Below are 21,666 nucleotides of genomic sequence, written 5' to 3' on the forward strand. Positions count from 1 at the left end.
ACCAGGAGCATGACGATGAATCAGCCTTCAGTAGCCCCTGCTCCGTATCCCGCCATCTCGATTCAAGACATGCACAAATGGTATGGCGATTTTTATGTGCTCAAGGGCATCGACCTGCACATTGCCAGCGGTGAAATCGTGGTGGTGTGCGGGCCGTCGGGTTCCGGCAAGTCCACCTTGATTCGCTGCCTGAACCTGCTGGAAGACTTCCAGAAAGGCCACGTGTTTATCGAAGGCACCGAGTTGACCCGTGATGCCGCCTGCGTGGCGGGCATACGGCGCCAGGTGGGCATGGTGTTCCAGCAGTTCAACCTGTTCCCGCACATGACAGTGCTGGAAAACCTCATGGTGGGGCCGCGCCTGGTGAGCAAACTCAGCGAGTTGCAGGCGCGGGAACTGGCGTATGAATACCTTGACCGAGTGCGCATCGGGAACCAGGCCGACAAATACCCCAGCCAGCTCTCGGGCGGCCAGCAGCAACGCGTGGCCATTGCCCGCGCCCTGTGCATGCGCCCGCGCATCATGCTGTTCGATGAACCCACTTCCGCCCTTGACCCGGAGATGGTCAAGGAAGTGCTGGACGTGATGGGCGAACTGGCCCAGGACGGCATCACCATGGTCTGCGTCACCCACGAGATGGGGTTCGCGCGACGGGTTGCCGACCGAATCATCTTCATGGACCAGGGCTGCATCATCGAGCAGGCCAAGCCCACCGAGTTTTTTGACAACCCGCAGCACGAGCGTGCCCGGGAATTCCTGTCGCAGATTCTCAGCCACTGAGAAGCATCGTCGGACATCGACCAAAACAACAAAAATCCGCACTCACGATATCTGGAGGCTTACCCATGATCTCGCTCACCCGCTTCGTCGCCGCAGCCACTGTCGCCACCGCCCTCGCCGGCCTCACAGGCACCGCCTGGGCGGGCTCGACCCTTGACCGTATCCATGAAACCAAGGTGATCAAAGTGGCCACCTCCGCCAACTGGCCACCGCAATCGTTCCTGGGGCCGGACAATAAACTGCAAGGGTTTGATATCGACGTCGCCAGCGAGATCGGCAAACGCCTGGGCAGCAAAGTCGACTTCGTGACGCCCGAGTACGGGATCATCACCGCAGGCCGCTGGTCGAACCGCTGGGACTTGTCGGTGGGCTCCATGACCCCCACCACCGAGCGCACCCGGGTGCTCGACTTCCCCGCGATCTACTACTACACGCCGTATGTATTTGCCGTGCACAAGGACGCTGCTGGGGTCAAACCGGCGGACCTGAACGGCAAGATTATCGGCGTCGAGGCCGGTACGACTTCGGAGGACTACATCAATCGTCGTCTCAAGATCGACGCCGCCGATGTGCCGCCGTTTACCTATGACGTCACACCCGGCGAGGTTCGCACGTACGGCGACAGCATGGGCCCGCTGGATGACCTGCGCATGGGTAACGGGGTCCGCCTGGACGCTACCCTGTCCGCGCTTCCAACCATCGTCGCGGCCATCAAGAATGGCTATCCCATCGTCAGGGTCGAAGGCAAACCGGCCTACTACGAACCCCTGGCCATCGCCGTGGACAAGGGCGATGACGCGTTCAATAGCGCGCTGACCAAGATCGTCGCCGACATGAAAGCCGACGGCACGCTCAAGCAGCTGTCTGAAAAATGGTACGGCGCCGACCTCACCCAAGTGCAATAAAAACCCCACAGGTCATACAGGCGCCCGTCCTCGACGCGGCGCGCTGTACGCCTGCGCCGCGAAAAAGGACGACGGACTTCATGTACACCTACAACAACAATTACTACACCGCCACGATGCGCGAGACGACTGAGCGTGCGGCGCTGTCAGGCAATGTCCAGGCCGATGTGTGCGTCATCGGCGCCGGGCTGGCGGGGTTGAGCGCCGCGTGGGAGCTGGTTTCGCGCGGGCAGTCCGTGGTGCTGCTCGACGCGGGCCGTGTGGCCTGGGGAGCGTCGGGGCGCAATGGCGGTTTTGTGCTTCAAGGCTGGTCCGAAGGGTTGTCGTCCATCGAACGGCGCTGCGGCAAACCGACAGCCGCCGCGCTGTTCAAACTGTCGCTCGAAGGCGTCGATATTGTTCGGGGCATGCTCGCCGCTCATCAATTCCCGGGCTGTACACCCACGCCCGGAAAACTGAGCGTGGTTCGCTACGAGGATGGCGAGAACCTGCAGCGCATGCGCGACAAAATGGCCGCGGATTTCGACTTTCACCTCGACTACCTGGACCGCCAGGCGGTGCGCGAAAAGCTCAAGACCGAGCGGTATTTCCAGGCACTGCGAGACAACCATGGCTTTCACTTCCACCCTTTGAATTACTGCCTCGGCCTGGCCCGGCTTATCGAAGCCAGCGGCGGAAAAATCCATGAACGCTCGCCCATGACCCGCGTCGAAAGCCGCAACGGACGACACCGGGTCGTCACCGATCAGGGCAGCGTCGATTGTGCCCAGGTGGTGTACTGCTGCGGCGGCTACGGCGGGCCGGAGTTCGGCAAACTGCGCCGCGCCTTCCTGCCCATCGCAACCTACGCGGTGCTGACCGAGCATCTGGGCGATCGCCTGGCGGAGGCCGTGTGTACCAGCGATGCAGTGGGCGATAACCGCCGGGCCTCGGACTATTACCGAATCGTCGAGGGTGATCGCCTGCTGTGGGGCGGTCGCATCACCACCCGCAACCTGCAAGATGAAAAACGCCTGGGGCAGTTGCTGACGCAAGACATCCTCGACGTTTACCCACAGTTGCGCGGCCTCCAGATCGAAAAAGCCTGGTCCGGGCTGATGGGCTATGCGCGGCATAAAATGCCGCACATTGGCCCGCTCGGGAAAGGCTTGTGGACATGTACATCATTTGGTGGCCATGGTATGAACACCGCGCCGATCGGCGCACGCGTCATCGCCGAGGCGATTTGTGGCGAAACCGATCGCTACCGTCTGTTTGATGCCTACGGCCTGGAATGGAACGGCGGCCCCCTCGGTCCGGCGGCCGCACAAACGGTGTACGCGGGCCTGAAGATGATGGACATGTTTCAGGAAAGGCGTTCGCAACACAGGGCAACTCACAAGAACTGAACCCGAGCGAGGTCAAGGACGTGTCCATGGAAACGCAGAATCCCGGTCCACTGTTTAACCTCACCGACAAGGACCGGCAGTTGCTTGGCCTGCTGCAGGCCAACGCACGCGAACCCACCGCGTCATTGGCCCGCAAGCTCGGGGTGTCGCGCTCTTCAGTGCAGGAGCGGATCACCCGCCTGGAAAAGGCCGGGGTGATCACCGGCTACAGCGTGCGCATCGACCAGGACCGGCTTCAGCAGACAATCAATTGCTTCACCATGACCTCCTGCACCAACAAGAGCTACACCGATGTCATGACCTCGCTGCGCAAGATGGAAGCGGTGCAGGCCGTGTATGCGGTCTCGGGTGAATCCGACTTCATCATTCACCTGGCCACTACGACCCTGAGTGAACTCAACGCCGAGCTCACCCGCATCAACATGATCAAGGGGGTGGCGCACACGGCTTCCCACATCGTGATGGAAACCAAGTTCAGTCGAAAACTGACGGTGTGAAGTGCCCGGTCACGCCTGATGATGCTCCACCAAAAAATCGACAAACGCCCGCACCCGCGCCGGCATCGCCGCGCCGCCGACGAACACCGCGTGAATCGGCTCCCGGTCTCCCGGGTTATAGGCTTCAAGCAGCGACACCAGATGGCCGCTTTTCACATCGTCGGCCACGCTGAACGCGCCAATGCGCGCGATGCCTGCGCCCAGCCTCGCCAACTGGGACAACGCTTCCCCACTGTTGCCCTCGATCGTACCGGCGACTTTCAGCGAAAAATTGCGCCCGTCCTGGCGAAACGGCCAATCGGGCGCTGCCCGGCGAAAGTTGAAACGCAGGCAGTTGTGGTCGAGTAAGTCTTGGGGCACCAACGGTGTGCCGTTGCGCAGCAGATAGTCCGGTGAGGCCACGATGAGCTGCCCGGTAGACCCGATCAGGCGCGCGGTCAACGGGCTGTCGGCCAACAGGCCAAAGCGAATCGCCACGTCCGCTTGCCCACCCAGGATGTCCACGACTTCATCCCCCAGCAGCAGATCCACCACGATGGCCGGGTAGCGCGCGCTGAATGCGGCAATCAGCGGCACGATCGACAGCCGCCCGTGGGCCAGCGCCGCGCTGACTCTTAAACGCCCCCGGGGCACGCCCTGGTCGGTGATTGCGTCTTCGATTTCCGCCATGTCTGCCAGGATGCGCCGTGCGCCGCGCAGGTAGGCCTCGCCCTCGGCGGTGAGCGTGATCGCCCGGGTGGTACGCAGCAGCAGCCGGGTACCGATTCGCCGCTCGATGCGCGCGATGATCCGACTGACCGACGACGGCGTGAGGCTCAAGGCACGCGCCGCGCCCGACAGGCTGCCCTGCTCCGCCACCCTGGCAAATACCGCCATCTCCCCTGACCGCCCGCCTATGTCCATTTGTGCGCTCCACGCAAAGCTGTCGTGGCCCATCTGGGGCTACTGCTGGAAAAGGCAGGATTGTAGCATTTGGCACACAGATGAGGAGTCACCCATGCGTATCAACCCACCGCTTTTAGCACTGTCCATCGGCGCCTTCGGCATCGGTGTCACGGAGTTTGCCCCCATGGGCATGTTGCCCGGGATCGCCAGCGATCTTGATGTGTCCATTCCCGCCGCCGGGTTGCTGGTGAGCGCCTACGCCATGGGCGTGCTGATCGGCGCGCCGATCATGACCCTCGCGACCGCCAGGGTTCCACGCCGTTACCTGCTGATCGGCCTGATGGCGATCTTCACCCTGGGTAACCTGCTGTCGGCGTTGGCGCCCGACTATCAGACCCTGATGATGGCGCGACTGGTGACCTCGTTGAACCACGGTGCATTCTTCGGCATCGGTTCGATCGTGGCCGCGAGCGTGGTGGCGCCAGACAAACGCGCGGGGGCCGTCGCGGCGATGTTCCTGGGGCTGACCCTGGCAACCATTGGCGGCGTGCCCCTGGCCACCTGGTTCGGTGAGAACTTCGGCTGGCGTACCGCGTTCTGGGGCATCAGCGGGCTCGGCGCGATGGTCATGGCCGCCCTGTGGTGGGCGCTGCCGAATGCGCCGGCCCCCAAAGGCGGCAGCCTGATGGCCGAGATCCGCGTGCTGGGCCGTGGTCCGGTGCTTGCCGCGCTGGCTCTGACCGTTGTGGGCTCCAGTGCGATGTTCACGGTGTTCACCTACATCGCGCCGATTCTGCGGGATGTCACCCATGCCTCGACCAACTTCGTCACCGGGATGCTCGTGCTGTTCGGCATCGGCCTGACCCTTGGCAACGTCTGGGGCGGCAAATCGGCGGACCGTTCGGTGGACCGCACCTTGATCACATCCCTCGTGGTGCTGATTGCCGTGCTGCTGGCGTTCTCGGTACTCATGCAATGGCCATTGCCCGCCGCCTTGTCGATCCTGTTGTGGGGCGCAGCCAGCTTTGCGCTGGTGCCACCGTTGCAGATGCGCGTGATGGAAGCGGCCAAGGATGCACCGAACCTGGCATCCGCCATGAACATCGGCGCGTTCAACTTCGGCAATGCCATCGGCGCGGCGCTGGGTGGGGCGGTGCTCAACGCGGGATTGGGCTACCCCGCGATTTCCCTGGCTGGCGCAATCATGGCGGGCCTGGGCTTGCTGATGGTGCTGGTTCTCGGCTGGCGCTCGCGACGTGCGGGTTCACGTACGGGTCGTGAGGTGGCGCAGGCGTGAAGGATGGGTTTCCACGAAACGCCAAGTCATCGCTTGCAAAATAATCAGCCTCGCTTCAATATTCCAAGCATAAACTTGGTTAATTAAACCAAGCCTGATGCTTATGCCTTTCGCCGGCTTGCGCCGCGAATGCATTACAAGGAATCGTTGATGCACACCCAAGACAGCAGTTGGGGCGAGTTGCTCCGCGGCAAGAACGCCACCCGTTCCATCGCCCTCTCAGGTGGCATAGCGCTCTATGCCACCAACACCTACATCGCCACCACCATCCTGCCGTCAGTGGTCGCCGAAATCGGCGGCCTGGAGCTGTACGCCTGGAGTACCACGCTGTACGTGGTGGCCTCGATCCTCGGTTCCGCACTCACCTCCAAATTGCTGCAACGCACCGGCCCAAGGCTGGCGTATGCCGTGGCGACGCTGGTGTTCATGGTGGGCGTGTTGATCTGCGCGCTGGCGCCGAGCATGCCGGTGATGCTCGCGGGGCGTTTCATCCAGGGCTTGGGCGGCGGGGTCTTGTTGGCCTTGTGTTATTCGATGATCCAGTGGGTATTCGAAGAGCGTTTGTGGCCGCGGGCAATGGCGCTGGTGTCGGGCATGTGGGGCGTGGCGACGCTGGTCGGGCCGGCGGTGGGCGGCGTGTTTGCCGAGATGGACGCCTGGCGCCTGGCCTTCGGCGCGATGGTGCCGGTGAGCCTGGCGTACATGGTGCTCACCAGTCGCGCCCTGCCCCCACGCGATACTGCAGCGACGGCTACCGCCCGCTTGCCGGTACCGCAACTGGTGCTGTTGGCCGGCGCGGTGTTGGCGGTGTGTGCGGGCAGCGTCTCGTCGCTGCCGAGCTGGAACCTGCTGGGCATCGCGATCTGTGCCGTGCTGGTGTGGCTGCTGATCCGCAAGGAGTCCAACGCCACAGTCCGCCTGTTGCCCAGGGATGCATTGAAGTTCAGCACCCCGCTCTGCGCGCTGTATGCGACCACCTGTTTGCTGGTGATCGGCATGAGCAGCGAGATTTTCATGCCGTACTTTCTGCAGCACCTGCATGGCCAGTCACCGTTGATTGCCGGCTACATGGCGGCGCTGATGGCGGCCGGCTGGACTGTCGCGGAAATCCTCAGCTCCGGCTGGACCGGCCGTGGTCCACACCGCGCCATCCTCGCCGGGCCGCTGTTTATCGTGGTGGGCCTGGTGATTCTGGCGATCACCACACCCATCGCCGGTCATGGGGACTGGATGCTGCTGGCACCTATTTGCCTGGGGCTGTTCCTGGTGGGTTTCGGTATCGGCCTGGGCTGGCCGCACCTGCTGACGCGCATTCTGCAAGTGGCGTCGGAGCAGGATAAGGACACGGCGGCGTCGTCGATCACCACCCTGCAACTGTTCGCCATGGCCATGGGCGCGGCCTTGGCGGGAGTGATCTCGAACATGGCGGGCATCAATGACGTGGCAAGCACTGCCGGCGTCGCCAATGCGGCGCGTTGGCTGTTCGCCCTGTTTACCCTGGCACCGGTGTTGGCCCTGGTGATGGCGCTGCGCGCAACGCGGACCAAGGCCAGCGCCGGGGAAGCATTAACGGTGTCTTGAACCTGAAAATCCGCTGGCACCTCCTTTGAAAAGCCCTGCCCGTCAGGGCTTTTTTGTGCGTGCAATAATTTTTCTCCGAGTGACTTTCATTATGAAATCCACTGTGCAATATTACTCTCGTAATATTTAGCAACAGATCCCGGAGATCATCGTGAAAAAAGCCAGTTTCCAACCCATGCCCTGCCCGGTCGCCCGTGCCCTGGAGCACATTGGTGATGGCTGGAGCCTGTTGATCCTGCGGGATGCGTTCTACGGGCTGCGCCGTTTCGATGAGTTCCTCCAGAGCCTCGGGATCGCCTCGAACACCCTGACCCGCCGCCTGAACGCCCTGGTGACCCACGGTTTGCTGGAGCGGCGCCCGTACCAGGACAACCCGCCGCGCCACGAGTACCACCTCACCGAAGCCGGTCGGGAGCTGCGCCAGGTCATTCTCACGCTGATGGCCTGGGGTGCACGGCATGCCGAAGGCTCGACCAAGGTGTTTCTCGCCGATGAAGCCACCGGGCGCCCCGTGAAACTCGCGTTGATGGATGCCAACACCGGCAAGCCCATCACCCGCGAGGGCCACCGGGTGCATGTCGCCGCCGACGCCGAACCCCTGACCCTGTGGCGCGCGCGAACCGGCCGGGCCTACGCCGAAAAAGACCAACTGGTCAGCCCCTTCCCCCACTAATACTCAATGAGGTCATTTCGCCATGGACGCTCAAGTCAGCGCTGTGCCCGAACCCACCAAAACATCCCGGCACAAACAGGTGCTGCGCCTGGGGCTGCTGACCCTGGCCGTGGCGGGCGGCGTCTGGTACGCCAGCCACTGGTGGCTGGTCAGCCGGTTTGTTGAAGACACCGACGACGCCTACGTGGGGGCGGATGTGACCGTCATCAGCGCCAAAGTGCCCGGCTATATCAGCGAAGTGGCCGTGCAGGACAACCAGTTCGTGCACGCCGGCGACGTGCTGGCCCGCATCGATGTGCGCGACTACCGCACCGCCCTGGCCAAAGCCGACGGCGCCGTGGCCGCGCAACAGGCCGCGCTCGCCAACCTGGACGCCACCGAACAGCTGCAACTGGCGGTGATCAACCAGGCCAGGGCGCAGATCGACGCCACCGACGCCGAGGCGCAACGGGCCGGCGACGATCAGACGCGTTACCAGAACCTGGTGCGCAGCCAGGCCGTGTCGGTCGAAAGCGCGCAACGGGTCAACGCCGTGTGGAAGACCGCCCGCGCCGATCACTCCCGGGCGCAAGCCGGGTTAATGGCGGCACGCCGGCAAATCGACGTGATTGAAACCCAGCGCGGCCAGGCTCGCGCCGCACTGCAACAGGCGCAGGCCGAACGCGACCAGGCGCAGTTGAACCTCAGCTACACCGACCTGCGGGCCCCGGTGGACGGCTATGTGGGCAACCGCCGCGCCAGGGTCGGTGCCTACGCCGCGGCCGGCAGCCAACTGATCTCGGTGGTGCCGGCGAAGGGGCTGTGGGTGGACGCCAACTTCAAGGAAGACCAATTGGGTCGCCTGCAGGTTGGGCAAAGCGTAAGCATCCGCGCCGATATCCTCCCCGGTCGCGAATTCCACGGGCACATCGAGAGCCTGGCTCCTGCCACCGGCGCGCAGTTCAGTGTGTTGCCACCGGAAAACGCCACCGGCAACTTCACCAAGATCGTGCAGCGCGTGCCGGTACGCGTGCGCCTGGACAGCCGCGACGCCGACTTTGGCGCCCTGCGCCCGGGCTTGTCGGTCATGGCCAAGGTCAACACCCAGGAAGCGTTCGACGACCAGGCCGGCGCACTCAAGGCCCAGCTATGAACAGCCCGTTGCCCGCCCTCAGCACGGCGCAAAAGGTCGCAGCCTTCGCCACCATGTGCGTGGGCATGTTCATCGCGTTGATCGATATCCAGATCGTGTCCGCCTCGCTCAAAGACATCGGCGGCGGGCTGTCTGCCGGCGCGGACGACACGGCGTGGGTACAGACCGCCTACCTGATCGCGGAAATCATCGTGATCCCCATGTCGGGCTGGCTCTCGCGGGTGATGAGCACGCGCTGGCTGTTCGCCGCCTCGGCGGCCGGGTTTACCTTGACCAGCCTGCTGTGCGCGATGGCCTGGAACATCCAGAGCATGATCGCGTTTCGCGCCTTGCAGGGGTTTCTGGGGGGCTCGATGATCCCGCTGGTGTTCACCACCGCGTTCATGTATTTCAACGGCAAACAGCGGGTGATCGCCGCGTCTACCATCGGCGCCATCGCGTCCCTGGCCCCCACGCTGGGCCCCGCCGTGGGCGGCTGGATTACCGATATTTCCTCCTGGCACTGGCTGTTCTACATCAACCTGGTGCCCGGCCTGTTTGTGACCTTTGCGGTGACGATGCTGGTCAAGGTCGACCGCCCCAACCCGTCATTGCTCAAGGGCGCCGACTATATCGGCATGGCGTTGATGGCGGTGTTTCTCGGCTGCCTGGAGTACACCCTCGAAGAAGGCCCGCGCTGGAACTGGTTCAGTGACAGCACCATCTCCACCACCGCCTGGATCGCCGCCGTCAGCGGCGGGCTGTTTATCTGGCGCTGCCTGGAAATCAAGGAGCCGATTGTCGATTTACGCGCCTTGCGGGACAGAAACTTCGCCCTGGGCTGCCTGTTTTCATTCATCACCGGCATCGGCATTTTCGCCACCATCTACCTCACGCCGCTGTTTCTCGGCCGGGTGCGCGGGTACGGCTCGCTGGATATCGGCCTGGCGGTGTTTTCCACGGGGGTGTTCCAGTTGCTGGCGATCCCGGTGTACGCGCTACTGGCCAATCGCTTCGACCTGCGCTGGATCCTGATGTTTGGGTTATCGCTGTTCGCCCTGTCGATGTGGGACTTCTCCCCCATCACCCACGACTGGGGTGCCAAGGAGCTGCTGCTGCCCCAGGCCATACGCGGTTTTGCCCAACAAATGGCAGTGCCGCCCGTGGTCACCCTGACCCTCGGCGCACTGGCCCCCGACCGGCTGAAACTCGCCTCGGGCCTGTTCAACCTGATGCGCAACCTCGGCGGCGCCATCGGCATCGCCGCCTGCGCCACGGTGCTCAACGACCGCACCAACCTGCACTTCTTGCGCCTGGCTGAGCACCTGAACATCCGGAACGAATCGATGAACGTCTGGCTTGAGCAGCTTTCAGGTAACGCCCAGTTGCTTGGGCAAAACAGCCTGGACGCCAGCCAGTTCGCGCTGAGTCAGCTGTGGGCGCTGACCTGGCGCGAGGCGCAAACGCTGACCTATGCGGACGCGTTCCTGATGATCATGGTGTGCTTCATCGTCGCCGTGTTGCTGGTGCCGTTGATGCGCAAGGTGCAGCCGCCGAAGCAGCCGTCTGCGGATGCGCATTGAGTCGTCCGATCATGTTGAAGGCCGCAGCGGCGCCAGCCGGCTGAGCTTGGTCATCTGTTTGAATATCAGGCAAGGCGCAACCCGGCTGGCCACCTTCAGCACCTTGCTCAGGCCCGGGCTTATTTCCAGTTGGCCGGCTTCGATTTGCCGAATGCATTGCTGCACCATCAGCACCGGGTCCATGCCTTTTTCGTTCTTCATTTCTTCCGCGAACTCGGCCCTGAGCAGCGGTGTTTCGGTGCCGGGCGGGGCAAGCTCCACCACGGTGACGGCGCTGTGCTGAAGCTGTGCTCGCAGGCATTGGGTGTAAGCGTGCAATGCCGACTTGGACGCACTGTAGACGGGCGCCGCCGGAAACGGCACAAACGCCAGCCCGGACGAGACGTTAATAATCAAACCGCGCGGGTGTTTGAGCAGCCAGGGAAGAAACTGCTGGATCATCCGGATCGGGCCATTCAGGTTGATCTCGATCTCTTCAGTCACGTCCTCCAGCACCCGCTCCCCGGCCAGCTTGATGTTGCGCATCACGCCCGCGTTATTCACCAGCGTATCGAGCCCAGGGAACTGACCGGTGACTGCCGCAAACAGCGTTTGGATGCTGGCGGGGTCGCGCACGTCGCTTTGAAACGTGTGCAGACTCGGCAGTAGTTTCCGCGCCTCGTCCAGCCTGTGCTGATCGCGGCCCGTCACGATCACGGTATTGCCTCGTGCCACAAGCTGGCGGGCAAGTTCAAGCCCGATACCACTCGAACCTCCCGTCACTAGCACTGTTCGTCCGGTCATCTTCATCGACGCTCTCCAATGGTGGGTCACACGCAACGAGCTTGAGGGATATACTGGCCTTAAGTAAGTAGGCACCCAAAAGATCTATACGCACCTGAAAGAGAGTGTCCAACGGATGAACAAACACCCTGGCTTTACCGATGAGCAGATTGCCGCCGCCCAGTTTTATGCCCGGCAAACGCCCCCGAAGGACCTGGACCCACGGATCGCGCCCCTGGTGACCGACCTGATAGGCCGCGTTGCGGACAAATGGACCATGCTGATTCTTGAAGCCTTGATCGAGACGACGCCGCTGCGCTTCACGCGCTTGAGTGAGCGAGTCGGCGGCATCAGCCAGAAGATGCTGACGCAGACCTTGCGAGGAATGGAGAGGGACGGCCTGGTGGTGCGCAAGGTCTACCCCGTCGTGCCGCCGAAGGTTGAATACAGCCTGACAACCCTCGGCTTTACGCTGGGTGCCGCCTTTTGTGGCGTGTGGGTCTGGGCGGCTAACAATCTGGAGGAGATTGAACAGGCACGGGCGGATTTCGACCTACGGTGCAACACCGAGTCATAAGGCCGCAAAGTACTGGAGCACCTCTCCAATCCCGTCAATATCGGGGGCCTCGCTCACGGCGGCTTGCGGGCTGCACCATGGGTAACTCAGGCGGGACACCCAGCTCATCACGCTCCCCAGGTCTGACGCCGGCAGTGTCTTCATATGCTCGATGGTGATCGTCAGCCTTTCGACCAGCCCCGCTTCGGCATTGAACTGCCATTCATACACACCACACCCTACCCGGGCTTCGCCGGAACTCTTGTCGGACATGCCCACCAGCCATTGGCACTGATAGGTTTTGGCCCCCGCCTCCGGTGGCGCCCCCAGGCAAAACGTATAGACGTTTTCAAAGGTCTGCCCGAACCGCCTCACCAGCACATCGCCGATGCCGTCCACCCCTTCGACGTGGGGCGGAAACGAGATGGACCCGGTGCGCACCACCATGTCCAGGATCGCGTCCGGAACGAACGCCCGGCTGAGCAAATGCGGGCGGTTGCCGTCCTTGGCGAGTATGTAGTGCTGAATCGCGCGTTGAGCAGAGTTCATGGTTTTTCCGTCGATTCCCTATCGGATGATGCTTAGGCCTTCTGGATCAGCTCTCAGAAGAAACAACCGTCTCATCAGCAGATTCAGCCGCCAGTTTCAGGCGGTCTGCTTTACTGATGTACTTGTCCTTGCGGGCCGGCGCCAGTTTGGCACTGGCCTTTTTGGCCTTGGCCTTGAACAGCTGCTGTAGTTTTTTTTGACGATTCATGGTTTCTATCCGGTGTGTAATCAGTGCTTGCCGTGGTGATTATCCATCTTTCATGCCGTCATCGAAGCACATTTAATTCACGGCACTCCACAGCGCCACAGCGGTCTGTGCCTATACGCCCCTATTCTCGCCCAGCGGAGCCACCATGATCACCGTCCACCACCTCAACAACTCCCGTTCGCAACGCATCCTGTGGCTGCTCGAAGAACTCGGCCTGCCCTACGAGATCAAGCGCTACCAGCGCGACCCGAAAACCAACCTCGCGCCACCTGAACTCAAGGCCATCAATGCCCTGGGCAAATCACCGGTGATTGAAGACGGAGCCCAGGTGGTCATCGAGTCCGGCGCCATCATCGACTACCTGATTCGCCGCCACGGCCACGGTCACCTGCAACCCGACCCTGCCACCGCCACGTACGACAAATACGTGCAATGGCTGCACTTCGCCGAAGGCTCGGCCATGCTGCCGCTGATGCTCAACCTGTATGTCGGACGCCTGGGTGATGCCGGCGCGCCGCTGCATCCGCGTATCGAGTCCGAGGTGGCCAATCACCTGGGTTACCTGGACAACGCGTTGGGGCGATCGCCGTACCTGGTGGGTGAGGAATTGACCGGCGCGGATATCCAGATGAGCTTCATCGGCGAAATCGCCCGGGCCCAGGGCAAGTTGCAGGCGTACCCGAATGTGGCGGCGTGGGTGCAACGGTTCCAGGAACGGCCTGCGTATCGCAAGGCACTGGAACAGGGCGGGGAATATGCGTTTGCGAAATAAAGAACATGACCGGGTTTGACTTCAAGGCACGATTTATAGCGGCGCTGCCGTTCGTGCCGCCGGAACTGGACCTGTGCCTTGGCGAATTTGTCGTCTACGAGGCTGGCCAGGTGAGTGCCCTGGCGCCACAAGACTCGCAGTTCCTGCTCAAACAGGGACTTCCGCGCGACGCCGCCCCCTTCCTGAGTTTTGAAGCCTACAGCGCATCGCAAATCGCCCACCGGCTGACGGTGTACGGGCTTAGCGAGGACTATTTCCCACTTGGGCACAACGGATCGGGGGACGTTTTGGCAATCGATCGTCGAAGCCGCGAGGTCGTTTGCTTCAACCATGACTTCGATAACGAGCGTGTTTTCATCAATGCGACCTTGATGCAATTTGCGCAGTGCCTGTGCCTCTTCCAGGAGCATCTGCGTGACGGCAGGATTGATCGATGCCTGGCTGAAATCGAGCGGGTTGACCCCGCAGCGGCAGTGCCGGGTGCGATGTGGACCGACGCGGTCAGCGAAGAGCTTTGTTGAATTGATTTAACGCCCTGGATAGGGATAACTGTAGGGCGCATACAACTTTGAGATAACCCAGCATGTTCGACCTCGCCCCCATCCTGACGTATATCGCCGTGGTCATCGGTCTGTTCCTGATCCCCGGCCCGGCTGTATTGCTGGTGATCACCCGCACCCTCCAGGGCGGGCGCAAGGTCGGGATCGCCACCGGACTCGGCGTTGCCTCGGGCGACCTGATCCACACGCTGTGCGCAGCACTGGGCCTGTCCGCGATCCTGATGACCTCGGCCGTGGCGTTTAACGTGGTGAAAGTCGTCGGCGCCTGTTACCTGATCTACCTGGGCGTACGCGCCTTCATGGCCAAGCCGGGTGCGACCACGCGCAAAGACCTGCCCACGGTGACATCGACCCAGGCGTATTTCCAGGCGGTGGGCGCGGAAGTGCTGAACCCGAAAACCGCAATTTTCTTCCTGGCGTTCCTGCCGCAGTTCATTCACCCGGAATCGGGTTCTTCCCTGGCTCAATTCGCGGTGCTGGGGTTGATCTTCTCAGGGCTCAGTGCGGTGTACACCACCCTGATTTCGGTGGCGATCCGTCCGTTGAGCCAATGGATGGTGGGGCTTTCAAGGCTGCGCCGTTGGGAGGGGAAGATCATTGGTACGTTGTTCATGGGGTTGGGGCTGAAAATAGCGTTTCAGCAGCGGTAGGACCGTCGTTGTGCTTGGCGCCAGGCACGATCACCCTTGCGACTCGTATCGCAGATAATCATTGGCTCCACTCCCCACGCACACAAAACCGGCTCGCTCGTACAGCAGCCGGGCCGGGTTATCAGGCCTCACGCTCAACCTCAAACACGTGAAGCCGTGCTGCCTTGCCGCGACGGCATAAGCGTCGACCAAAGCCTGGCCAATCCCCCTTCGCCGGTACGCTTCACTGACGTTGATCGTGCACAGCTCCGCGCAGTCCTGCTCCGGTGTCCACAAGCAATAGCCGGCGAACTGCTCTTCAATGATCGCCACGGTCAGGCGGTCAAAGTTCTCTACCCAGCAAGTCAGATGCCGCTCCAACTGCAGCCGCCACGCCTCTTCGTGGCCGGGCTCCCAGCGCCGGATATAGTCCTGCTCTCCCCTGTAGATCGAAGGAAGATCGGTAACGCATGCAGGCCTTAATCTGAGAGCCATCCTGGTGCCTTTTGGGTAATGAACAGGGCGATGCGTCACATGATAAGGCGAAGGAATCGGCCTGGGTCAACCACCGTGATTCTCCTTCGCCCGCTAACTTTTTGCGTAACACGCTTTTTCGCTACGACAAATCCTGAGATACTTATTGATAATGATTCTCATAATTATTATCAATACAGGAGTCTGCAATGTCGTCGTGTGCCACCCCGCCGCGTTATCTCAACCCTTCTCGTGACCTTTTGGCCATGGCCATTTGCATGGCCACCCTCGCACCCGCCTTCGCCGATGACAGCAGCAGTTCGCCGCAGAACACTGCATCATCGACCCTGGAGCTGGGCGCCACAGAAATCACCAGCACCCAACTGGGCAGCATTACCGAAGGCTCCAACTCCTACACCACGGGCGCCATGTCGACGGCGACCAAGCTCCCGCTGACCATGCGCGAAACGCCCCAGGCGGTCACCGTGATTACGCGCCAGCGCATGGATGACCAGGCCATGACCAGCATCAACGATGTGGTAAAGGCCACCCCCGGACTGTTCCTCGACTTCTCCAGCGGCCCCGGCCGGCAGACTTACTCTGCGCGCGGGTTCAACATCGACAACCTCATGTACGACGGCATCCCGAGCGGCTACAACGGTGTGTCGATCGGCGCCCAGCCGAACCTGGCGATGTTCGACAGGGTGGAGATAGTACGCGGTGCCACCGGCCTGGTGACCGGTGCAGGCAACCCTTCGGCAGCCATTAATATGATCCGCAAGCGGCCCCTGGACGAGCAGAAAGTCACCCTCACCGGCGGCGCCGGCAGTTGGGACGATTACCGTGGCGAGCTCGACGCCTCCAGCCCGTTGAACGACAGCGGTACCCTGCGTGGCCGGGTCATCACGTCGTACCGCGACGCCAACAGCTTCGTGGACCGGGCCGAGGAAGATCACGGCCTGTTCTACGCCGTCACCGAAGCCGACCTGAGCGAAGACACCACCCTGACCCTCGGCTTCTCGCACCAGAAGGACAAAACCAACTACTTCTGGGGCTCTTCAATGGTCGGCCTTGATGGCCATCACTTGAACCTGTCGCGCTCCTACAACCCCGGCACCGATTGGGAGGACAAGGACCAGGAGATCAACACGATCTTCGCCGAAGTACGTCATCAGTTGGCCAACGACTGGAAGCTTCAGGTCAACGCCAACTATGCCGAGCAGAACGCACTGTTCTCCGGCTCCTACCAGTCGCGCTGGGTCAACAACACACTGGCCCGTACGGTCTATCAGGCCTCCTATGATGAAAACCAGGCCGGCGTGGACGCCTTTGCCAGCGGCCCCTTCGAGGCTTTCGGGCGTACCCATGAACTGGTGGTGGGCGCCAGCAAGCGCATCTACGACCTGACCACCCACAACTACTCGCCGTACGACTTGAATTGGCCGCTCAATGCAGGCAAGCCGGACTTTGTCCACACCGGCAACGATCACGAAGTCACCACTCAGGACGGTTTCTACGTCACCACTCGCCTGAGCCTGGCCGACCCGCTGAAGCTGATCCTCGGCGGCCGCCTGGACTGGTACGACTACGACAACCGCAGTGGCGACGGCGACTATAAAGTCACCCGCAACCTCACCCGCTATGCAGGTCTGATCTACGAGCTGGACGACCATCACTCGGTCTACGTCAGCTACAGCGACATCTTCACGCCGCAGAGCGAAAAGGATGTCTCCGGCACCCCGCTCAAGCCCATCGTTGGCAAGAACTACGAGGTCGGCATCAAGGGTGAATACCTGGGCGGTGCACTGAATGCGAGCGTGGCGCTGTTCCGAATCGACCAGGAAAACCGCGCCGTGGATGCATTGGTGAGCAACTGCCCGCAAGCCTCGTGCTCGGCGGCTTCCGGCGAGATTCGCAGCCAGGGTATCGACTTCGAACTGCAAGGCGCGTTGACCGAGAACTGGCAGGTCGGCGCTGGCTATACCTACGCCCACGTGGTCATCCTCAAGGACGCCGCCAACCCGCAGAACGTGAACCAGCGATTCGACTCGGACACACCAGAGCACCTGTTCAAGCTGACTACCCAGTATCAATTCCAGGGCCCTCTGGAAAAACTGCGGGTGGGCGGCAACGTCGCCTGGCAGAGCCGGCTGTATAACGATATCGCACTGGCGGATGGCAGCACCTACCGGCTTAAACAAGGCGCCTATGCGGTTACAGACTTGATGGCGGGCTACAAGGTTACCCAGCATCTGGACCTGCAGCTCAACGCCAACAACATCTTTGATCGCAAGTACTACTCGTCTATATCCAACTCTGTAAAGTATGGCGGCGATACCTACGGCAGCCCGCGCAACATGATGGTGACGGCGAAGTACACCTTCTAAGTGGCATTGGCGCAGGGATGCGCCTTAGCCTGGGTGATTCTGACCCTGCGTCGAACTTGCCGTTGGTTTAGCCCATCACTCCACTGCAAACCGCTGCCGCTTAACCCGGTACATCTCGCCGTCCGCGTGGCTGAGCAGGCTGTCGGCATCTGCCCCATCCGCTGGGTAAAACGCTACACCGATACTGCAGGACGGCATCTTAACCGCGCCAAACTCAGCGCTCAGGGGCTGGGCCATCACCGCAAGTATCTGCTGCACTTTCGCCGACACGGCTTCCGGTGACTGGATATCCGTCAGCAGCACGGTGAATTCATCCCCGCCCATCCGGGCCACCAGGTCGCTCTCACGCACACACCCTTCCAGCCGTCGTGCAATCACGCAGAGCACGCGGTCGCCCACGGCATGCCCGTGCACATCATTGATGCCCTTGAAGTCATTGACGTCCAGAAACAGCAAGGCCAGAGGACTTTTGTGGTGACGGGCGGCTTGCAGCGCCTCGTCCAGCCGGTCATTGAACAGCGAGCGGTTGGTGAGGGCCGTCAGCGGGTCGTGATGGGCGAGGAAACGCAGCTCTTCCTCCGCCTGCGTCAGGGCGGTTACGTCCCGCGCAACACCGATCCGCGCCCCCACTTCCTCGGACCAGAAGGCCGCCCACAGGATGTGCACGACGCTGCCATCCTTGCGGATGTAACGGTTGCGGAAGTCGACATGGGGTTTGCCATTCATGACCCGCACGATCGAGGCCCGGGTGCGCGCCAGGTCTTCAGGGTGCATGTAGTTTGTGATCGGGGTGCCGGTCAACTCATCAGCGCGATAACCGAGCAACGCTTCGCAGGCATCACTGACAAAAACGATCTGGTTTTCACTGTCGACCACGAACACCGTATCCAGCATCAGGTGGATCAGTTTGGGATAGAGGGCTTGCAGGTCAACGGGCATAGGTCTTGGGGGCGTCTGGTTCGGATTGGCCGATCATAGCCCGATCCCGAAGGCTGGCGGAAAGGAATCCGATGTACGCTCAGGCATGGATAGGCAGGGCCAACCCGAACAGCACAAAAAACCCGCCACACACCTTATTGAACCGGCGCCCGGTTCTGGCCAGCCAGGGCCGAACCCGGTGCGCGGCGCTGGCCACCAGGTACTCAACGATGAACTCCACCACGGCGTAGGTCAGCGCGATGGTGAGCGTCTGCGCGATGATGTTCCGGTGCGGGTCCAGGAACGGTGGAATGAACGCGGTGAACAGCAGCAACGCCTTGGGGTTCGAAATGGCCGACACCAGCCCCTGGCGGAACAGCGGCCAGCCCCGCGAGCTGGTAGTGCCGGTCGCCTCAAGGCTGACCGGTGCCGCCCGCCACAGCCCGAAGCCCAGCCAGATCAGATACAGCCCGCCCGCCACCTTCAGGGCAGTGAACAAACTGGCCGACGCCTGGATCAGCGCTCCCAACCCCAACGCACACAGCGCCAGCACCAACGCAAAACCGAGCACGCCGCCGGTGATGGTGAACAGCGTTTTGCGGCTGCCATGAAGGGCGCCATGGGTCAGCGCCAATAACGCATTGGGCCCTGGCACCACCGCGATGCCGAAGCAGGTAACCACGTAAAGCAGCCAGGTATCAAAGGGCATGGTCCGATCCAGTAGGTGTTGGTTCTGGGCAGAATCTTGCGGGTGAACAAACCCTCATGAAAAGCGCATAATTCAGGCCTTAGCCATTCGATTAACGAATAGAGGTCACCGCGATGCCGGCCAGTGATTTGCAACTTGATTGGCTCAAATGCTTTGTGGCCGTGGTGGACGCCGGCTCGCTGTCGGGCGCCGCCCACGAGGTCAACCGCTCGCAGTCCGCCGTCAGCATGCAGATGAAGAAACTCGAGGCGGCCCTTGGGCGGCAGTTGTTGAGCCGAGGCCCCAGGCACCTGCAACTGACCGCCGACGGCCAGACCCTGCTGAGCTACGCCCGGCGTATGCTCGCCCTGCACGCCGAGACCCAGGCGGCGTTTCACGGTGAAGAACTGACCGGGCGCATCCGCCTGGGCGTCGCGGAAGACTACGCGGCCCGGTACCTCACGCCGCTGCTCAAGCGCTATTCGCCGCGCTACGCCGGGGTGGAAATTGAACTGACCTGTGAACAGTCGACCACGCTGATCCCGCAGTTGCGCAGCGGCGACCTTGACCTGGCGCTGGTGTCCAGAGACTCGCCCCAGAGCGGCACCCTCCTGTTCAAGGAGCCCATGGTCTGGGTCGGCTCACCCCAGTTCGAACTGTGGCGACGCGACCTGCTCCCCATCGCCGTCTACGATAGCGCCAGCATGGCCCGGCGGTATGCGGTGAACGCACTCACCCAACAAGGGCGCGAGTTCAAGGTGGTGTACAACAGCTCCAGCCTTGCCGGCCTGGTGGCTGCCGTCGAGGGCGGGCTGGCGATTGCGGCGATCACCCAGTGCACCGTGCAGGAATCGCTGCAGGTTCTGGGTGACGAGCACGGCCTGAGCAGCATTGAGCCCATGGAGGTTTCGATCCTGCGCAGCCGGGCGTCTCGCGGATCCAAGGCGGTCAACAGCCTGCATGCGTTTATCATCCGCACGTTGAGGGTTCAGCCTTAGTGCACAGAGCGTTTCGGCACAATCATCGAGCACTTCGGCGCAGTGCCGCGTCCAGGTGTTATTTAGCATCAAGGCTCAACCCACGCCTGGATATCACCGCGATGAAACTCAAAGCACTTGCCCCCGCGATCACCCTGATCATGGCCGCCAGCGGGCACGCCGCCAGCTTCTCCCTCGGCAGCCCGGACATCGCCGACCAGCGCCCGCTGACGCGCCTGCAGGAATTCAATGGTTTCGGCTGCAGCGGCGGCAACACGTCCCCTGCCCTGTCCTGGAGCAACGCCCCGGCGGGCACCAAAAGCTTTGCCATCACCGTCTACGACCCCGACGCCCCGACCGGCAGCGGCTGGTGGCACTGGACCGTGGTCAACCTGCCCACCACCGTCACCCGCCTGCCGAGCAATGTCGGTGCCCACCTGCCGGCCGGTGCCGTGCAAGGCCGCACGGATTACGGCCAGCCCGGCTTCGGCGGCGCGTGCCCGCCCGTGGGTGATAAACCCCATCGCTATCAATTCACCGTTTGGGCGTTGAAAGTCGACACGCTGCCGATCGACAATCAGTCCAGCGGCGCCCTGGTCGGCTACATGCTCAATGCCAACAGCCTGGCCAAGGCCACAATCACGGCCCCTTACGGACGCTAGTCACGATGGATGTTCACGAAGGTGTGCGGCACAGGGAAAGCATCATTGAAAGCTGCGTGATCAGGGCCCGGCAACACCACACCCTGCAACGCGTGCCGATCTTCATGACGGCCCTGTGCCGCGTGCGCCAAGGGCAAAAACAGATGCAGTGGGACGAGCGCGAAATGCGCGCAGGCCCACAGCATTTGATTTTACTGCCGGCCGGCCGCGAGCTCGGCGTAACCAACTTTCCCGGCGCCCAGGGTGACTACATCGCCGACGTGGTGTCGTTTCCGGTACCGGTGTTGCGTAACTTCATCGCCCGGTATGGCGCACAGTTCAAGGGCAACACGAACACAGACCTGTGCGTGCGCCTGGACAAACAGACCCGACAAGCCTGGGACCAACTGCTGACCGCACTGGGTACCGGCGCCCCGGCGACCTTGTGCACCCACTATGGCGAAGCTGTGTTGCTGTGCCTGTGCCTGGCCGGCCAGGCGGGGCCGTTGCTGATGGACCGCAACGACCCGCTGAGCGAGCGCGTGCAGCGATTGATTGGCAGCAATCTGTCTCGGGACTGGACCGTGGCCAGCGTTGCGCAGCAGTTGAATCTGGGGGAGTCGACCCTGCGCCGGCAGTTGGCCAATGAGGATGCGAGCTTCAGGTCGATCCTGGAAAACGTGCGCCTGGGGGCGGCGTTGCAACAGCTGCAAACCTCCAGGGATTCCATTGGGGAGATTTCCAACGCCTGCGGGTATGCGTCGGCATCGCGGTTTGCGGTGCGGTTCAAGTCGCATTACGGGCTGTCGCCGCGGTCGTTGCGGGCGGCGATGTGAGGGTGTCGG

General features: G+C 62.1%; 24 protein-coding genes. 17 read left to right on the forward strand and 7 right to left on the reverse strand.

The window, feature by feature from the left end; translation table 11 throughout:
- Nucleotides 1–15: 15 nt before the first annotated feature.
- The 4 genes from JFV30_RS16050 to JFV30_RS16065 all read left to right on the forward strand — a co-directional run bounded on the left by JFV30_RS16050 (nt 16) and on the right by JFV30_RS16065 (nt 3,570).
- Entirely contained in the window at nt 16–780 is a 765-nt protein-coding gene (locus tag JFV30_RS16050) for an amino acid ABC transporter ATP-binding protein (RefSeq protein WP_201124579.1), read from the forward strand.
- A 65-nt stretch (nt 781–845) separates the two neighbouring features.
- A complete protein-coding gene (locus JFV30_RS16055; protein ID WP_201124580.1) occupies nt 846–1,685 on the forward strand; it encodes a transporter substrate-binding domain-containing protein in 840 nt (279 codons plus the stop codon).
- Between the two features lie 80 nt (nt 1,686–1,765).
- The gene (locus JFV30_RS16060) at nt 1,766–3,073 is read left to right on the forward strand and encodes an NAD(P)/FAD-dependent oxidoreductase (RefSeq protein ID WP_201124581.1); all 1,308 of its coding nucleotides are present in this window, start codon (nt 1,766–1,768) and stop codon (nt 3,071–3,073) included.
- A gap of 26 nt (nt 3,074–3,099) precedes the next feature.
- Nucleotides 3,100–3,570, forward strand: a complete 471-nt coding sequence (locus JFV30_RS16065; RefSeq protein WP_010172103.1) for an Lrp/AsnC family transcriptional regulator — start codon at nt 3,100–3,102, stop codon at nt 3,568–3,570.
- A gap of 9 nt (nt 3,571–3,579) precedes the next feature.
- Here the strand turns inward: JFV30_RS16065 and JFV30_RS16070 are convergent, their stop codons facing one another.
- Nucleotides 3,580–4,473, reverse strand: coding sequence for a LysR substrate-binding domain-containing protein (locus JFV30_RS16070; protein ID WP_201124582.1), 894 nt, complete (start codon nt 4,471–4,473; stop codon nt 3,580–3,582).
- 94 nt (nt 4,474–4,567) lie between these two features.
- On the opposite strand from JFV30_RS16070, the gene JFV30_RS16075 reads away from it, so the two are divergent.
- The 5 genes from JFV30_RS16075 to JFV30_RS16095 all read left to right on the forward strand — a co-directional run bounded on the left by JFV30_RS16075 (nt 4,568) and on the right by JFV30_RS16095 (nt 10,700).
- Nucleotides 4,568–5,752: an MFS transporter gene (locus tag JFV30_RS16075; RefSeq protein ID WP_169388911.1), complete on the forward strand. Its 1,185-nt coding sequence runs from the start codon at nt 4,568–4,570 to the stop codon at nt 5,750–5,752.
- 150 nt (nt 5,753–5,902) lie between these two features.
- On the forward strand, nt 5,903–7,333 hold the full coding sequence (locus JFV30_RS16080; RefSeq protein ID WP_201124583.1) for an MFS transporter: 1,431 nt from the start codon (nt 5,903–5,905) through the stop codon (nt 7,331–7,333).
- Nucleotides 7,334–7,484: 151 nt separating this feature from the next.
- Nucleotides 7,485–8,006 carry a winged helix-turn-helix transcriptional regulator gene (locus tag JFV30_RS16085; RefSeq protein WP_201124584.1) on the forward strand — a complete coding sequence of 174 codons (522 nt, stop codon included), beginning with the start codon at nt 7,485–7,487 and terminating at the stop codon, nt 8,004–8,006.
- A gap of 22 nt (nt 8,007–8,028) precedes the next feature.
- On the forward strand, nt 8,029–9,138 hold the full coding sequence (locus JFV30_RS16090; RefSeq protein WP_201124585.1) for an HlyD family secretion protein: 1,110 nt from the start codon (nt 8,029–8,031) through the stop codon (nt 9,136–9,138).
- Entirely contained in the window at nt 9,135–10,700 is a 1,566-nt protein-coding gene (locus tag JFV30_RS16095; protein ID WP_201124586.1) for a DHA2 family efflux MFS transporter permease subunit, read from the forward strand. The genes JFV30_RS16090 and JFV30_RS16095 overlap by 4 nt, the downstream gene beginning before the upstream one ends.
- Before the next feature lie 9 nt (nt 10,701–10,709).
- Here JFV30_RS16095 and JFV30_RS16100 read toward each other — a convergent pair whose 3' ends face one another.
- Nucleotides 10,710–11,489, reverse strand: a complete 780-nt coding sequence (locus JFV30_RS16100) for an SDR family oxidoreductase (protein ID WP_201124587.1) — start codon at nt 11,487–11,489, stop codon at nt 10,710–10,712.
- A gap of 109 nt (nt 11,490–11,598) precedes the next feature.
- Here JFV30_RS16100 and JFV30_RS16105 point away from each other — a divergent pair, with 109 nt between their 5' ends.
- Nucleotides 11,599–12,039: a winged helix-turn-helix transcriptional regulator gene (locus tag JFV30_RS16105; RefSeq protein ID WP_003215603.1), complete on the forward strand. Its 441-nt coding sequence runs from the start codon at nt 11,599–11,601 to the stop codon at nt 12,037–12,039.
- On the opposite strand, the gene JFV30_RS16110 is transcribed toward JFV30_RS16105, so the two are convergent.
- Nucleotides 12,034–12,567, reverse strand: coding sequence for a hypothetical protein (locus JFV30_RS16110; RefSeq protein ID WP_201124588.1), 534 nt, complete (start codon nt 12,565–12,567; stop codon nt 12,034–12,036). The two genes, JFV30_RS16105 and JFV30_RS16110, sit on opposite strands and share 6 nt — an antisense overlap.
- A gap of 46 nt (nt 12,568–12,613) precedes the next feature.
- The gene (locus JFV30_RS16115) at nt 12,614–12,775 is read right to left on the reverse strand and encodes a DUF2986 domain-containing protein (protein WP_010172128.1); all 162 of its coding nucleotides are present in this window, start codon (nt 12,773–12,775) and stop codon (nt 12,614–12,616) included.
- Between the two features lie 145 nt (nt 12,776–12,920).
- On the opposite strand from JFV30_RS16115, the gene JFV30_RS16120 reads away from it, so the two are divergent.
- The 3 genes from JFV30_RS16120 (at nt 12,921) to JFV30_RS16130 (ending at nt 14,757) form a co-directional block, all read left to right on the forward strand.
- Entirely contained in the window at nt 12,921–13,547 is a 627-nt protein-coding gene (locus JFV30_RS16120; RefSeq protein WP_201124589.1) for a glutathione S-transferase family protein, read from the forward strand.
- Nucleotides 13,548–13,552: 5 nt separating this feature from the next.
- Nucleotides 13,553–14,068 (forward strand): SUKH-4 family immunity protein, encoded by a 516-nt coding sequence (locus tag JFV30_RS16125; protein WP_201124590.1) that lies wholly within the window; start codon nt 13,553–13,555, stop codon nt 14,066–14,068.
- A 62-nt stretch (nt 14,069–14,130) separates the two neighbouring features.
- Nucleotides 14,131–14,757, forward strand: a complete 627-nt coding sequence (locus tag JFV30_RS16130) for a LysE family translocator (protein ID WP_201124591.1) — start codon at nt 14,131–14,133, stop codon at nt 14,755–14,757.
- Nucleotides 14,758–14,787: 30 nt separating this feature from the next.
- On the opposite strand, the gene JFV30_RS16135 is transcribed toward JFV30_RS16130, so the two are convergent.
- On the reverse strand, nt 14,788–15,231 hold the full coding sequence (locus JFV30_RS16135; RefSeq protein ID WP_201124592.1) for a GNAT family N-acetyltransferase: 444 nt from the start codon (nt 15,229–15,231) through the stop codon (nt 14,788–14,790).
- A gap of 188 nt (nt 15,232–15,419) precedes the next feature.
- Between JFV30_RS16135 and JFV30_RS16140 the strand changes: the two genes are divergently transcribed.
- On the forward strand, nt 15,420–17,597 hold the full coding sequence (locus tag JFV30_RS16140) for a TonB-dependent siderophore receptor (RefSeq protein WP_201124593.1): 2,178 nt from the start codon (nt 15,420–15,422) through the stop codon (nt 17,595–17,597).
- A 75-nt stretch (nt 17,598–17,672) separates the two neighbouring features.
- Here JFV30_RS16140 and JFV30_RS16145 read toward each other — a convergent pair whose 3' ends face one another.
- Both JFV30_RS16145 and JFV30_RS16150 read right to left on the reverse strand, forming a co-directional pair.
- Entirely contained in the window at nt 17,673–18,536 is an 864-nt protein-coding gene (locus JFV30_RS16145) for a sensor domain-containing diguanylate cyclase (RefSeq protein ID WP_201124594.1), read from the reverse strand.
- Between the two features lie 79 nt (nt 18,537–18,615).
- Complete coding sequence (locus JFV30_RS16150; RefSeq protein ID WP_201124595.1) at nt 18,616–19,224, reverse strand: LysE family translocator; 609 nt, start codon at nt 19,222–19,224, stop codon at nt 18,616–18,618.
- A gap of 113 nt (nt 19,225–19,337) precedes the next feature.
- Here JFV30_RS16150 and JFV30_RS16155 point away from each other — a divergent pair, with 113 nt between their 5' ends.
- From JFV30_RS16155 to JFV30_RS16165, 3 genes are all read left to right on the forward strand, one after another.
- The gene (locus JFV30_RS16155; RefSeq protein WP_201124596.1) at nt 19,338–20,201 is read left to right on the forward strand and encodes a LysR family transcriptional regulator; all 864 of its coding nucleotides are present in this window, start codon (nt 19,338–19,340) and stop codon (nt 20,199–20,201) included.
- 101 nt (nt 20,202–20,302) lie between these two features.
- Nucleotides 20,303–20,842 carry a kinase inhibitor gene (locus JFV30_RS16160; RefSeq protein ID WP_201124597.1) on the forward strand — a complete coding sequence of 180 codons (540 nt, stop codon included), beginning with the start codon at nt 20,303–20,305 and terminating at the stop codon, nt 20,840–20,842.
- Nucleotides 20,843–20,847: 5 nt separating this feature from the next.
- A complete protein-coding gene (locus tag JFV30_RS16165; protein ID WP_201124598.1) occupies nt 20,848–21,657 on the forward strand; it encodes a helix-turn-helix transcriptional regulator in 810 nt (269 codons plus the stop codon).
- Nucleotides 21,658–21,666 lie beyond the last annotated feature (9 nt).

The organism is Pseudomonas sp. TH32, assembly GCF_016650855.1.
In the GTDB taxonomy this organism is placed as follows: domain Bacteria; phylum Pseudomonadota; class Gammaproteobacteria; order Pseudomonadales; family Pseudomonadaceae; genus Aquipseudomonas.

Bases quoted from the DNA above. Each gene is read 5' to 3' on its own strand.
- JFV30_RS16065 (WP_010172103.1), top strand. From the start codon at position 3,100: ATGGAAACGCAGAATCCCGGTCCACTGTTTAACCTCACCGACAAGGAC.
- JFV30_RS16105 (WP_003215603.1), top strand. From the start codon at position 11,599: ATGAACAAACACCCTGGCTTTACCGATGAGCAGATTGCCGCCGCCCAG.
- JFV30_RS16080 (WP_201124583.1), top strand. From the start codon at position 5,903: ATGCACACCCAAGACAGCAGTTGGGGCGAGTTGCTCCGCGGCAAGAAC.
- JFV30_RS16150 (WP_201124595.1), bottom strand. From the start codon at position 19,224: ATGCCCTTTGATACCTGGCTGCTTTACGTGGTTACCTGCTTCGGCATC.
- JFV30_RS16160 (WP_201124597.1), top strand. From the start codon at position 20,303: ATGAAACTCAAAGCACTTGCCCCCGCGATCACCCTGATCATGGCCGCC.
- JFV30_RS16070 (WP_201124582.1), bottom strand. From the start codon at position 4,473: ATGGACATAGGCGGGCGGTCAGGGGAGATGGCGGTATTTGCCAGGGTG.
- JFV30_RS16130 (WP_201124591.1), top strand. From the start codon at position 14,131: ATGTTCGACCTCGCCCCCATCCTGACGTATATCGCCGTGGTCATCGGT.
- JFV30_RS16155 (WP_201124596.1), top strand. From the start codon at position 19,338: ATGCCGGCCAGTGATTTGCAACTTGATTGGCTCAAATGCTTTGTGGCC.
- JFV30_RS16115 (WP_010172128.1), bottom strand. From the start codon at position 12,775: ATGAATCGTCAAAAAAAACTACAGCAGCTGTTCAAGGCCAAGGCCAAA.
- JFV30_RS16050 (WP_201124579.1), top strand. From the start codon at position 16: ATGAATCAGCCTTCAGTAGCCCCTGCTCCGTATCCCGCCATCTCGATT.
- JFV30_RS16120 (WP_201124589.1), top strand. From the start codon at position 12,921: ATGATCACCGTCCACCACCTCAACAACTCCCGTTCGCAACGCATCCTG.
- JFV30_RS16110 (WP_201124588.1), bottom strand. From the start codon at position 12,567: ATGAACTCTGCTCAACGCGCGATTCAGCACTACATACTCGCCAAGGAC.
- JFV30_RS16090 (WP_201124585.1), top strand. From the start codon at position 8,029: ATGGACGCTCAAGTCAGCGCTGTGCCCGAACCCACCAAAACATCCCGG.
- JFV30_RS16075 (WP_169388911.1), top strand. From the start codon at position 4,568: ATGCGTATCAACCCACCGCTTTTAGCACTGTCCATCGGCGCCTTCGGC.
- JFV30_RS16145 (WP_201124594.1), bottom strand. From the start codon at position 18,536: ATGCCCGTTGACCTGCAAGCCCTCTATCCCAAACTGATCCACCTGATG.
- JFV30_RS16100 (WP_201124587.1), bottom strand. From the start codon at position 11,489: ATGAAGATGACCGGACGAACAGTGCTAGTGACGGGAGGTTCGAGTGGT.
- JFV30_RS16055 (WP_201124580.1), top strand. From the start codon at position 846: ATGATCTCGCTCACCCGCTTCGTCGCCGCAGCCACTGTCGCCACCGCC.
- JFV30_RS16125 (WP_201124590.1), top strand. From the start codon at position 13,553: ATGACCGGGTTTGACTTCAAGGCACGATTTATAGCGGCGCTGCCGTTC.
- JFV30_RS16060 (WP_201124581.1), top strand. From the start codon at position 1,766: ATGTACACCTACAACAACAATTACTACACCGCCACGATGCGCGAGACG.
- JFV30_RS16140 (WP_201124593.1), top strand. From the start codon at position 15,420: ATGTCGTCGTGTGCCACCCCGCCGCGTTATCTCAACCCTTCTCGTGAC.
- JFV30_RS16095 (WP_201124586.1), top strand. From the start codon at position 9,135: ATGAACAGCCCGTTGCCCGCCCTCAGCACGGCGCAAAAGGTCGCAGCC.
- JFV30_RS16135 (WP_201124592.1), bottom strand. From the start codon at position 15,231: ATGGCTCTCAGATTAAGGCCTGCATGCGTTACCGATCTTCCTTCGATC.
- JFV30_RS16165 (WP_201124598.1), top strand. From the start codon at position 20,848: ATGGATGTTCACGAAGGTGTGCGGCACAGGGAAAGCATCATTGAAAGC.